Origin of the sequence: Mycobacterium sp., from assembly GCF_049278535.1 — a bacterium.
Classification (GTDB): domain Bacteria; phylum Actinomycetota; class Actinomycetes; order Mycobacteriales; family Mycobacteriaceae; genus Mycobacterium.
In genome coordinates this window covers 1-12872 of sequence record NZ_JBAPMI010000380.1, presented here as the reverse complement: position 1 = coordinate 12872, position 12872 = coordinate 1, and the positions used below count along the sequence as shown (strand labels likewise).

Sequence of the window (12872 nt, the reverse complement as noted above, 5' to 3'; positions counted from 1 at the left end):
GGTTGTCGCTGAGCGCGCCGCCACGCCCCGACCCGCCCGGCCGCAGCGGCGCGGCGATCCAGCGTGCCAATTCGGCTTGGCCGGCCTCGGAGACGGTGTAGACCTTCTTGTCCGGCCGGCCGCGCTGCACCACCACCGTCGCCGACACCCAGCCGTCGTCCTCCATCGCCCGCAGAGTGCGATAGATCTGCTGGTGGGTGGCACTCCAGAAATAGCCGATCGATCGATCGAACCGGCGCGTCAGCTCATAGCCGGAGCCCGACTGCTCGCATAGCGACACCAGGATCGCGTGGGGGAGTGCCACGCGCGCAGCATAGGAACAGCGGGGCGTCCTATGCAACTAGTTGCACAGCACCGACGCGCATAGTGACCAGGTGCTTGCGTTGTATATGCAACGTCTAGTATCAGTAACCAAGACATCGCACCGCCGGGAAGTGCCGTCACCATTCGGCTCAGCACCTACCGGCATAGCCAATCAGCCAGCTGGAGACCGTGAGGAGACGTCTGTGACGTACACGATCGCCGAACCCTGCGTCGATCTCAAGGACAAGGCATGTATCGAAGAGTGCCCAGTCGATTGCATCTACGAGGGTGCTCGGATGTTGTTCATCCACCCCGACGAATGCGTCGACTGTGGCGCCTGCGAGCCGGTTTGCCCGGTCGAGGCGATCTACTACGAGGACGACGTCCCAGAGCAGTGGAGCCAGTACACACAGATCAATGCGGACTTCTTCGCTGAGCTCGGATCCCCGGGTGGCGCAGCGAAAGTCGGCATGACCGAGAACGACCCGCAGGCCATCAAGGATCTCCCGCCGCAGGGTGAGGGCGACTGAGCCGCCTGACTGACCGCCGACGAGTCTCGGCGTCATTGCCGGAGTTTCCGTGGGACACCCTGGCGGAAGCGACCGCGCTGGCCAAGTCTCATCCCGGCGGCATCGTCGACCTGTCGGTCGGCACGCCGGTCGATCCGGTTGCGCCGCTGATTCGTGATGCGCTCGCCTCGGCCGGCGCTGAGCCGGGATATCCGACAACCGCTGGCACACCGCAGCTTCGCGAGTCGGCGGTCGCCGCGCTGAGCCGCCGCTACGGCATCACCGGGCTGACCGAGTCGGCGGTGCTACCCGTGATCGGCACCAAGGAACTCATCGCCTGGCTCCCGACCCTGCTGGGCCTGGGCAACGAGGATTCGGTCGTGGTGCCCGAGCTGGCCTATCCGACCTACGACGTCGGCGCGCGGCTGGCCGGAGCGCGGGTGCTGTTCGCCGATTCGCTCACCCAGCTCGGCCCGCAGGCGCCGGCATTGCTGTACGTGAACTCGCCGAGCAATCCGACCGGCCAGGTACTCGGTGTCGATCATCTGCGAAAACTGGTCGGGTGGGCCCGCGAACGCGGCGTGGTGGTGGCGTCCGACGAGTGCTACCTGGGTTTGGGCTGGGACGAACGGCCGGTATCGGTATTGCATCCGTCGGTCTGCGACGGCGACCACACCGGCCTGCTGGCGGTGCACTCGTTGTCCAAGAGCTCCTCGCTGGCCGGCTACCGGGCCGGCTTCGTTGCGGGCGATGGCGCTGTAATCGGTGAGCTGCTGGCAGTGCGCAAGCACGCCGGGATGATGGTGCCGCGGCCCGTGCAGGCCGCCATGGTCGCGGCGCTGGACGACGACGCGCACGAGCGCGAGCAACGCGATCGCTACCGCCGACGCCGCGACGTGCTGCTGACGGCGTTCCGTTCGGCCGGCTTCACCATCGACTATTCCGACGCGGGTCTGTATCTCTGGGTCACCCGCGGCGAGCCGTGCCGCGACACGGTCGGCTGGCTGGCGCAGCGTGGCATTCTGGCGGCACCCGGTGAGTTCTACGGCGCACGCGGCGCCCGGCACGTCCGGGTGGCGTTGACCGCCAGCGACGAGCGGATCGCCGCCGCCGTGGACCGTTTGGGGGAATAGGAGCGGCGCCGATGACCGGATACGACGTGGAGGCCGTCGACCGGCTGCCGTTCAGCACTCCCGAGAAGTCGGAGCGCTACCGCACCGAGAACTACCGGGGCGCCGTCGGCCTCAACTGGTACCGCACCGACCCCACGCTGCAGTTGACGATGGCGTACTACCTGCAGCCCGATGAGCTGGCCGTCGTCGAACCGCATCTGAGCGATATCGGTGCGCTGATGGGCGGTCCGGTGGCTCGGTGGGCCGAGCAGACCGACCGCAACCCGGCCCATCTGGAACGCTACGACCGCTGGGGTCACGACATCAGCCAGGTGGTACAGCCGCCGTCGTTCATCGAGTCCAAGCGGGCGGTGCTCAGCGCGCAGAAGGCGCTCAAAGACGACGCCCGGCAGGCCGGCGTCAGCCCGTCGCTGCCGTTGTTCGCGTCCAACTATCTGCTGGATCAGGCCGACATCGGCATGGGGTGTGCGCTGGGAACCGGCGGCGGCATGGTCAAGTCGCTGGTTGCGGCGTATGCCCCGGCCGACGTCCGCGAGCATGTGCTGGCCAAATTCGCCAGCGGCGAGTGGGAGGGCGAGACCGCTCAGCTGCTGACCGAGCGGGCCGGCGGCTCGGACCTCGGAGCCCTGGAGACGACGGCAACCCGGCACGGCGACAGTTGGTTACTCAACGGCTTCAAGTGGTTTGCGTCCAACTGCGACGGTCAGGTCTTCGTTGTGCTGGCCAAACCGGAGGGTGCCCCGGATTCCAGCCGCGGTGCGGCGAGCTTCCTGGTGCTGCGAACTCGTCGCGACGGCTCCCGCAATGGCATTCGTATCCGGCGGCTCAAAGACAAGCTGGGCACTCGCTCGGTGGCCTCCGGCGAGATCGAACTGGTCGACGCCGAGGCCTTCCTGCTGTCCGGTGAGCCCGGCAGTGACGCGCAGCCGTCCGACGGCAAGGGTCTGGGCCGGATGATGGAGCTGACGAACGCCGCGCGGCTCGGTATCGCCCTGTTCGCCCTGGGGAACGCGCGCCGTGCGCTGGTCGAGTCGCTGTGTTACGCCCGGCAGCGCCAGGCGTTCGGCGGCCGGCTGCTCGACAAGCCGTTGATGCGCCGCAAGCTCGCCGAGATGATCGTCGACATCGAAGCCGCTCAGGCGCTGGTGTTCGACGGCGTCGGCATCCCCAACCATCGGCAGCCTCGGCCGATCCGGCAGCGAATTGCCGTGCCGGTCACCAAGCTCAAGGTGTGCCGGCTCGGCATCACCATGGCCTCCGATGCGATCGAGATCCACGGCGGCAACGGCTACATCGAAACTTGGCCGGTGGCAAGGCTTCTGCGTGACGCACAGGTCAACACGATCTGGGAGGGCGCCGACAACATCCTGTGCCTGGACGTGCGGCGGGGGATCGAGCGAATCGGCGCCCATCAGCCGCTGCTGGAGCGACTGCACGACGCGGTCTCGGTGTCCGACGACGACGACACCACCCGGCTGGTGCGTCGGCGCATCGAAGATCTCGAAGCGGCCATCACCGCCTGGACCAAACTGCCCGCCGACATTGCTGAGGCGCGGCTGTTCCCGCTGGCCCAATTCATCGGCGACGTCTACGCCGGTGCCCTGCTCACCGAGCAGGCCGCCTGGGAACAAGCCGCCCGCAGTGCGGACCGCAAGGCTCTGGTGGCCCGGCTGTATGCGCGGCGCTATCTCGCCGAGCAGGGGCCGCTGCGCGGTATCGACGACGAGGCCGACGAAGGACTCGAACGGTTCGACGATCTGACTGACGGCGCACTGGCTTATCCACAGGGCCCGCCCGTCACGACTGGATAGTAAGTGCCGCAAGGCATCAAGATTCCGTAAAGAAGCTTTCGAGACTGCTGGATAGGCCGTTCTCAGCGCGCTTTTCGTTTCTGAAAACCGTAGGCTTTGGCGAGGTCCGACGTTGTTTTTGTAAAAACCCTAGAATTTTTGTGAGGAATTTGCTATGTCACAACTGGCCGGCGAGCTTCGGATACCGCCGTCGTTCGCCGACCGGTGTAAGCGGGTCTTCCTCGGAAGGCCGATGATCAACGATCAGCTCCAACATGAGCGGTTGTCTAATCCTGTCGCACTTGGCGTTCTTTCATGCGACGCGATCTCCTCGACTGCCTACGGCAGCGAGCAGATCATGATCGAACTGCTCCCGGCGGCCGGCATGGCCGCGTTCGCGTTGTTGCTTCCGATCACCGGTGTGATCCTGGTGATCCTGGTGTTGGTGGCCGCGTCGTACCGCCAGGTCGTCATGGCCTACACCCGATCCGGCGGCTCGTACGTGGTCGCGCGGGACAACTTCGGTCCTCGGGTAGCCCAGGTTGCGGCGGCGGCGCTGCTGATCGACTACGTGGTCACCGTCGCGGTGCAGTGCGCGGCCGGCACCGTGGCGGTGGTGTCGGCGATACCCGCTCTCGGTCCCTACAGCCTGGAAATGACCGTGGGGATCGTGCTGATCATGTGCTACGCGAATTTACGGGGACTGCGCGAGGCCGGAGCTCCTTTTGCGCTGCCGACCTATCTATTTGTCGGCATGGTGTCGCTGACAATCGTCGTCGGAGTCATTCGGGAATTCGTCGGGGGCCTACCAATCTACGACCCGGCGCACACCGGTGGAGCCGTGTCGGTGCAACATGGCGGCGGTCTGATCATGGGCGCCACCCTCCTCATCGTGCTGCGGGCATTCGCCAACGGCGGCTCGTCACTGACCGGTGTCGAGGCGATCTCCAACACGGTCAACGCCTTTCGCCCGCCGGAGAGCACCAACGCGCGTCGAGTGCTCACGATCATGGCCTGCATCCTGGCTTTCCTGCTGGCCGGCGTCGCTTGGCTGGCCCACGTCACGCATGCTTTTCCATACGAGAGTGGGTATCCGTCGATGCTGTCTGAGATCGCCCGGGCGGTCTTCGGCAACGGCATGATCGGGAATGTTTTCTACATTCTCGTTCAGGCAGCGACCGCGCTGATCCTCTACACCGGCGGCAACACCAGCTTCAATGGCTTCCCGGCGTTGGTGAGTTTCGTCGCCGAGGACAGCTTCCTGCCGCGCCCGCTGATGAAACGCGGCCACCGACTGGTGTTCTCCAACGGCATTATCGTGCTGACCGTGCTGGCGGTGGCGCTCCTGGTCGGGACGGGTGGCTCGCTCAACGCCTTGGTGCCGTTCTACGCGATCGGGGTGTTCACCGGCTTCTCGATTGCCGGCTATGGCATGACAAAACACTGGCTGAACCATCGTGAACCCGGCTGGCGGTACAAGCTGGTGATCAACCTGTCGGCCGGGATTTTGTCCACGATCGTGGTGGGGATCTTCGCGATCGCCAAGTTCACCGAAGGGGCCTGGCTGGTCGTCGTGGTTTTCCCGATCCTGGTTTTCGCGTTGATGCGGCTGAATCGGCAGTATCGCGCCGAGGCATCGGTGTTGGAGACTTCGGTCGTGGACCCTCCTGAGCTGGTCGAGTACGCCCGACACCGGGTGCTGATCTTCGTCGACTCGGTCGACTTGGCCGAGGTCGAGGCGGTGCGCTACGCCAAGGGGCTCAAGGCCGACGAGCTGACCGCGGTGCACTTCGTGCTGGACTCGGCGCACGCCGAGCGCCTGAAGCGGCGATGGCAGCACTTTGGGCACGTCAGCAAGCTGCGGATGGTCGATTGCTTCGACCGTAACCTGGGCCGGGCCGCTCAAGAACTCGTTGAGCAGATCCTGGCGGAGCACGAGGACACCAAGGTGACGGTGCTGTTGCCCCGGCGGGAATACTCGCAGCTCCTGGGCCGGTTGCTGCACGACCGCACCGCAGACATGATCGCCAAGGCAATCAGCCGGATTCCGGGCGCCAGTGCCCAGATCGTGGCCTACGACATCAAGACCCGCATCGCGATGGCGACTGCGGCCACCAACGGATCAGCGGCGAAGTCGCGCCTCCCTGATAATCCGATAGAGTTGCCCGGACCGCAGCGGACCCACGTGGATGACTTGACTCCACAGGTCGCGGATTCCGGAGGAAAGTGATACGTGGTAACTGCACTGCAGCGCGAGTCGGGTATCCGGCCGTCCTTCGCCGACGGCTGGAAGCGCATCGTCCTTGGTAAGCCGCTGACCAGCGAGCAGCTCGAGTCCGAAAGATTATCGAATCCCGTTGCGCTTGGCGCGATTTCGCCAGACGCGATCTCCTCGACTGCTTACGGGCCCGAGCAGATTATGATCGAACTGCTGCCGCGCGCCGGGATGGCCGCGTTCGCGCTGTTGCTGCCGATCATCGGCGTCATCCTGCTCATCCTGCTGCTGGTCTCCGCGTCCTACCGCGGGGTCGTGATGGCCTACACCAGGACCGGCGGGGCGTACATGGTGGCACGGGACAACTTCGGGCCCCGGATCGCGCAGATCGCGGCCGCGGCGTTGCTGATCGACTACGTGGTGACCGCCGCAGTGCAGCCCGCCGCCGGGACCGTCGCGGTGGTGTCGGCGATCCCGGCGTTGCGCCCGTATCACCTGACACTCACGATCGCCGTGCTGGTCCTGATCTGTATGGCGAACCTGCGGGGATTGCGGCAATCCGGCCGGATCTTCGCGATCACGACGTACTGGTTCGTCGGCATGATTCTGCTGACGATCGTGACCGGCCTCATCCGTGAGGCCCTCTGGGGTTTGCCGAAATACGATCCGGCGCACATCGAGGGTGCGGTGCCGGTACACCAGGGCAACGGGCTGGTAATGGGTGCGACGGTGCTGGTATTGCTGCGCGCATTCGCCAACGGCGGTACATCGCTGACCGGTGTCGAGGCGATCTCCAACACTGTCAACATCTTTCGCGAACCGCAAGGCGTCAACGCCCGCCGGGTGCTGACCGCCATGGCGTGCATCTTGGGGGTCTTGCTGGCCGGCGTCGCCTGGCTTGCCCACGCGACCCACGCCACGCCGTACCTGGATGAGTACCCGTCGATGCTCTCGGAGATCGCCCGCGTGGTCTTCGGCAACGGGATGCTAGGGAACGCCCTTTACTTCCTGGTTCAGGCATCCAGCGCCGCAATTCTTTTCGCCGGCGCCAACACCGGGTTCAACGGGTTCCCCGCGCTGGCGAGTTTCGTAGCCGAGGACCGGTTCCTGCCGCGTCCGTTGACCAAACGCGGTCACCGGCTGGTGTTCTCGAATGGGATCCTCACGCTGACCGCGCTCGCGGTGGCACTTTTGCTGGTGACCGGAGCCAAGGTCAGCGCGTTGGTGCCGTTCTACGCGATCGGGGTGTTCACCGCGTTCGCGATGGCGGGTTTCGGCATGACCAAGCACCACCGAACCCGGCGTGAGCACGGCTGGCAACGCAAAGTGGTGGTCAACCTGTCGGCGGGGGTGATGTCGACGATCGTGGTGGGCATCTTCGTGGTTGCCAAGTTCACCGAGGGCGCGTGGCTGGTGGTCGTGGTCTTCCCGATCCTGGTGTATGTGCTGATCCGGCTGAATCGGCAGTACAGCGCCGAGGCCTCGGTGTTGGAGATGTCGCGCACCGAACGACCCGAGCTGGCCAAGTACGCGCGGCTGCGGGTGTTCGTTTTCGTTGACTCGGTCGACCTCGCCGAAGTCGAGGCGCTGCGCTACGGAAAAGGACTGCACGCAGACGAATTGTGCGCGGTGCATTTCGTGGTCGACGCCGATCATTCCGCCAAGCTGCAGGAGCGCTGGCAGCACTTCGAGCACGACACCCAGCTGCGGGTGATCGACTGCCCTGACCGCAATCTGAGTCGGGCCGCCCAAGAGTTTGTGCTGCAGGTGAAACGACACCACCCGGAGACCAAGGTGACGGTGCTGTTGCCGCGGCGGACCTATTCCGCGATGCTGGGCCGGCTGCTTCACGACCGCACCGCAGACAAGATGGCCCGGGCGGTCAGCCGTGTCCCGGGTGCTACCGCGATCATCGTGCCCTACGACGTGGAGTCGCGTATCGCACGAGTTGATCCCGACGCCTTAGCCCAGGCGGGCCGCACCTAGTAGCGTAGGCGGCCGTGACAGTCGAAGCTGACGAGCAGGATATTCCGCCGTCTTTCTCCGACGTCTGCAAGCGGATCTTCCTGGGCAAGCCGCTGATCACCCAGGAGCTTTCGAACGAGCGGCTGTCGAATCCCGTTGCACTGGGCGCACTTTCACCCGATGCGATATCGTCCACCGCCTATGGTCCCGAGCAGATCCTGACGGAGTTGCTCCCACATGCCGGGCTGGCCGCGTTCATCTTGCTGCTGCCGATCATGGGCGTCATCTTGTTGATCCTGGCGCTGGTGGCCGCGTCGTACCGGCAAGTGGTGATGGCCTACACCAAAGCCGGCGGCTCTTACATCGTCGCGCGGGAGAATTTCGGACCCAAGGTGGCCCAGGTGGCCGCGGCGGCGCTGTTGATCGACTACGTCGTGACGGTAGCGGTGCAGGCGGCGGCAGGCACGGTCGCGGTCGCGTCGGCGCTGCCCGCCCTGGGGCCCTACAGCCTGGAAATCACCGTCGGGGTGGTTCTGCTCATCTGCTATCTGAATCTGCGCGGGTTACGCGAAGCCGGCCTGCCGTTTGCGATCGCCACCTACTCGTTCGTGGTCATGATCGTCGTGATGATCGTGACCGGCGTTGTCCGCCATCTCGTTTGGGGCTTACCGCAATACGATCCGGGCCACGCTGCCGGCGCGGTACCGGTGCATCACAGCAGTGGTCTGGTGATGGGCGCGACCATTTTGGTGGTGCTCCGGGCTTTCGCCAACGGTGGTTCGTCGCTGACCGGTGTGGAAGCGATTTCCAACACGGTCAACGTCTTCCGTAAGCCGCAGAATCTCAACGCGCGCCGGGTACTCACCGCGATGGCCTGCATTCTGGGGTTATTACTGGCGGGGGTCGGCTATCTGGCTTACGCCACCCACGCCGCGCCGTATCTCAGCGAGTACCCTTCGGTGCTCTCCCAAATTGCCCGCGCGGTATTCGGCAACGGGGTCGTCGGCGACACGATGTACGTGTTGGTCCAGGTGTCGACCGCGGCCATCTTGTACACCGGCGCCAACACCAGCTTCAACGGCTTTCCGGCGCTGGCGAGTTTCGTTGCCGAGGACCGCTTTCTGCCGCGCCAGTTGATGCAGCGTGGTTATCGGCTGGTGTTCTCGAACGGGATCCTCACGCTCGCAGCGCTGTCGGTGGCCCTGCTGGTGTTCACTGGTGGATCGGTCAACGCGCTGGTGCCGTTTTACGCGATCGGCGTGTTCACTGGCTTCTCGATGGCCGGTTATGGAATGTCCAAACACCATCTGACACAACGCGAAAGGGGTTGGCGGCACCGGTTGGCGATCAACTTCTCCGCGGCGGTGTTGTCGACGATCGTGGTGGGGATCTTCGCGGTGGCCAAGTTCACCGAGGGCGCGTGGCTGGTGGTCGTGGTCTTTCCGGTCCTGGTGTTCGGGCTGATCCGGCTCAATCGCGAATACCGGGCCGAGTCCGCGATCCTCGAAGCCTTCCGCACCGACCGGCCGCAGATGACCAAGTACGCACGCCATCGGGTGTTCGTCTGTGTCAATTCGCTTGACCTCGCGGTGCTCGAAGCGCTGCGCTACGGCAAGGGGCTGCGGGCCGACGAGTTGATCGCGGTGCATTTCATGATCGACTCCGACCACGCTGCCGCGCTGCGAAAGCGTTGGGATGACTTCGACCTCGACATCCGGCTGCGGGTGATCGACTGTCCGGATCGCCAGATCGTCCGCGCGGTACAGACGCTGGTGGTGAAGGCCCGCAACGAAAAGCGCGACACCCACGTGTCGGTACTGCTGCCGCGCCGGACCTATGCGCCGTTACTGGGACGGCTGCTGCACGATCGAACCGCCGACAAGATTTCCCGGGCGGTCAGCCGAGTTCCCGACGCGGCGGCCACCATCGTTCCGTACGACGTGCAGTCCCGGATCCGCGAAGCGTTCCCGGACATCCTGGAGCAACGCATCGCTTCGAAGATCGAAGAGATCGAGATGCGGATCTGGCGCGGCGAAGAAGAGCCGGCGGAAGATTACGAGCACCCGGAGAAGTCGGCAGCGGTGATCGAGGTGAACAGCCTGATTCCGGGACGCCGCGCCACCGTCGAAGGCCGCGTCAGCCAGGTCGAAGACATCACCAAACGTGGAAAGACGTTCCGCTGGATCGTCGTTGGCGACGACAGCGGCGAGGTCCGGGTGACCTTCCGCCCCGGGCATGGCGACGACATCGAGCCCGGCCAGGTGCTGCGCGTCACCGGAAAAGCGAACCAGAGCGGCAACAAGCAGGTGGCGATGCTCGATCCGACATACACGGTGATCGAGACACCCGAGGAGTCTTAGGGCGGCGACGTAGGGTGCAACCCGTGCATATCCAGCCCGAGGTCTCCGACGCGCTCGCCGCCGGCCGGCCCGTCGTCGCGCTGGAAAGCACGATCATCAGTCATGGTCTGCCGCGGCCGGACAACTTACGCGTCGCGCGCGAGATCGAGGCGGCGGTTCGATCTGGCGGTGCGGTGCCGGCGACGATCGCGGTCATCGGCGGCCAAGCGCAGATCGGCCTGGACGATAGGGCGCTGCGGCACATGGCCGAGAGCGACACGGTGGTCAAGGTGGGTGTGCGTGACGTCGCGGTGCTTGCGGCCAGTGGCGGGGACGGCGCGACGACGGTCGCGTCCACCGCGCACCTGGCGTCAGCGGTCGGCATCACGGTGTTCGCCACCGGCGGGGTCGGCGGTGTTCATCGTGGTGCACGCGACAACTGGGACGAGTCCGCGGACCTGATCACGTTGTCGCGCACCGGCGTGTTGGTGGTCTGCGCCGGCGTCAAGTCGATCTTGGATGTCGGGGCCACCCTCGAGCGGCTGGAGTCGCTCAACGTCGGGGTGATCGGCTATCGCACCGATCGGTTTCCCGGCTTCTACCTCGCCGATTCTGGGCATCCGGTGGGTTGGCGGGTGGAGACGCCGCAACAGGTCGCCGATGTGCTGCGTGCCAGGCGGCGGCTGGGTACCGACGGCTATGGGCTGATGCTGGCCAACCCGATCGCGGCCGCCGACGAAATGGACCGCGCGTTGCATGACCGGGTGCTGGTCGCTGCGCTGGCCGCCGCCGAAGCGGCGGGGGTACGCGGCAAGGACGTCACACCGTTCCTGCTCGACTACTTCCATCGCGAGACCGGCGGCGCGTCGCTGTCGGCCAATGTCGCGCTGGTGCTGTCCAACGCCCGGCTGGCGGCGGAAATTGCTGTTGCGTTCTTAAATCCCGCTATGGCGTGAGGATGTAATCGTCGTCGCGCAGCTGACCGAGCATGTCGGTCAACCGCTTCCGGTCGAACGGCCAGAGGTCGATGTGGTTGTCGTCGGCGAAATACCAGGAATTGCAACCGGTGTTCCACACCGTGGGCACCATCGCCTCGGCGACGTCGTCGGCGAAGCGATTGGTGGCTTCTTCGGTGACCTCGACGGCGGTGATCTCGCCGTCGCGAAAACGCTTCAGCCACATAGTGATATAGCGCGCTGTCAGCTCGGCGACGTGCTGCAGCGACATTGACCCGGTCGGCGAATTGGGGCCCAGCACCATGAACAGGTTCGGGAACCCCGGGATCGCGGTCATTCCCCAGGCCCGCGGACCCTTAGCCCAGGCGTCGTCGATCGACAGTCCGTCGCGGCCGCGCAGCGTCATCGGCCGCATGTAGTTGTGGGCGGCGAATCCGGTGGCGAGCACGATCGCATCCAGATCGTGGTGGACGCCGTCGGTGGTTCGTAGCCCGGTGGGCGTGACCTCGGCGATCGGCTCGCTGACGAAACTGGCGTTCGGCCTGGAGATCCGCCGGTAGTAGTCGCCGGATAGCACCTGCCGCTTGCAGAACGGTTCGTAGTCAGGGGTCAGCTTGGTGCGAAGATCCTTGTCGCGCACCAGGGCTCGCAGGCACATCCAGCCGTAGCGCTGAGCCGCCCGGCGCCGCCACGTCGGCCGGGTGACCAGGTCCACCAAGTAGTCGGAGCCGACGAATTGGGCGAGCCGGACTGTCTTGCCCTGCTTGGGCAGCATCCGCAATATCCGGCCGACCACGCGCGGTTGCCGCATCCGCATCGGCATCCACATCACCCACTGCGGTGTGCGGACGAAATGGGTAACGTGCGCCGCTTCGGGCTGCAGCGCCGAAAACACTTGCACACCAGTGGAACCGGCACCGATTACCGCGACACGTTTACCGCGCGTGTCAACGTCAGTCCAGCGCGCGGTATGCACCACCGGTCCGGCGAACGATTCCAGGCCAGGGATGTCGGGGATGAACGGATGGTGCAAGACTCCGGTGGCGGCGATGACGAAATCCGCCTCGATCTCTTCGCCGTTTGCGGTGGACACCCGCCATCGATTTCCGACGAGCACCGCCTCGGTGACTTCGCAATCAAGTCGCAGATGCGATTTCAGCTGCAATGTATCGACGAGGTCCCGGTGGTAGCGCTGAATCTCGCCGCCGGTGGCCCACACATGCTTCCAGTCGGGCTTGGGCGCGAACGCGAATTGGTAGCCGTAGGAAGGCACGTCGCACCGCAGACCGGGATAGCGGTTCCAGTGCCACACGCCGCCGACGTCAGAACCCTTCTCCAGAATGGTGAAGTCGCTGAAGCCGGCCTGCTTCAGCACATGAGCGACGGCGATCCCCGCCATGCCTGCGCCGACGATGACGATCCTAGGATCCCGTCGCTGGGTCGTGGCGGTCATGAGGAGAACGGTATGCCCGCCGAAAGCGCACCGGCAAGAGCTATGGTCCGTCGCCGTCGTCGTTGTCTTGGAGGAGTTTTTTGGGGTGGTGGTAGGTGTTGGTGCGGGGTTGGCCGTGGTCGAGGTGGGTTGGTGGGATCCAGTCGGTGTTGCCGTTGGCGCGGGTGCGGGTGGTCCAGCCGTGTTCGGTGAGGGTGTGGTGGGGTCCG

7 protein-coding genes and 3 pseudogenes are annotated in these 12872 nt (G+C 65.2%); 7 read left to right on the top strand and 3 right to left on the bottom strand.

From position 1 onward, the window contains the following. Window positions 1-304, bottom strand: a 304-nt coding sequence (locus tag WAO18_RS24730) for a PadR family transcriptional regulator (RefSeq protein ID WP_422208859.1), incomplete at its 3' end; no start/stop codon positions are given. A gap of 202 nt (window positions 305-506) precedes the next feature. Between WAO18_RS24730 and fdxA the strand changes: the two genes are divergently transcribed. From fdxA to WAO18_RS24695, 7 genes and pseudogenes are all read left to right on the top strand, one after another. Next, the gene (fdxA, locus tag WAO18_RS24725) at window positions 507-833 is read left to right on the top strand and encodes a ferredoxin (protein WP_422208858.1); all 327 of its coding nucleotides are present in this window, start codon (window positions 507-509) and stop codon (window positions 831-833) included. Between the two features lie 5 nt (window positions 834-838). Then, window positions 839-1945: a succinyldiaminopimelate transaminase gene (dapC, locus tag WAO18_RS24720; RefSeq protein ID WP_422208860.1), complete on the top strand. Its 1107-nt coding sequence runs from the start codon at window positions 839-841 to the stop codon at window positions 1943-1945. A gap of 11 nt (window positions 1946-1956) precedes the next feature. Further along, window positions 1957-3756 (top strand): acyl-CoA dehydrogenase family protein, encoded by a 1800-nt coding sequence (locus WAO18_RS24715; protein WP_422208857.1) that lies wholly within the window; start codon window positions 1957-1959, stop codon window positions 3754-3756. Window positions 3757-3910: 154 nt separating this feature from the next. Then, window positions 3911-5839 (top strand): annotated as a pseudogene (locus WAO18_RS24710) (APC family permease); the annotation flags it as partial. A 141-nt stretch (window positions 5840-5980) separates the two neighbouring features. Next, window positions 5981-7921, top strand: a pseudogene (locus tag WAO18_RS24705) (APC family permease); the annotation flags it as partial. Between the two features lie 29 nt (window positions 7922-7950). Continuing rightward, the gene (locus tag WAO18_RS24700) at window positions 7951-10275 is read left to right on the top strand and encodes an amino acid permease (RefSeq protein WP_422208856.1); all 2325 of its coding nucleotides are present in this window, start codon (window positions 7951-7953) and stop codon (window positions 10273-10275) included. Between the two features lie 23 nt (window positions 10276-10298). Continuing rightward, entirely contained in the window at window positions 10299-11210 is a 912-nt protein-coding gene (locus WAO18_RS24695) for a pseudouridine-5'-phosphate glycosidase (protein WP_422208855.1), read from the top strand. Here WAO18_RS24695 and WAO18_RS24690 read toward each other — a convergent pair. Together WAO18_RS24690 and WAO18_RS24685 are read right to left on the bottom strand one after the other, a co-directional pair. Continuing rightward, window positions 11200-12663: a flavin-containing monooxygenase gene (locus tag WAO18_RS24690; protein ID WP_422208854.1), complete on the bottom strand. Its 1464-nt coding sequence runs from the start codon at window positions 12661-12663 to the stop codon at window positions 11200-11202. The two genes, WAO18_RS24695 and WAO18_RS24690, sit on opposite strands and share 11 nt — an antisense overlap. 40 nt (window positions 12664-12703) lie before the next feature. After that, a pseudogene (locus tag WAO18_RS24685) lies at window positions 12704-12872 on the bottom strand (hypothetical protein); the annotation flags it as partial.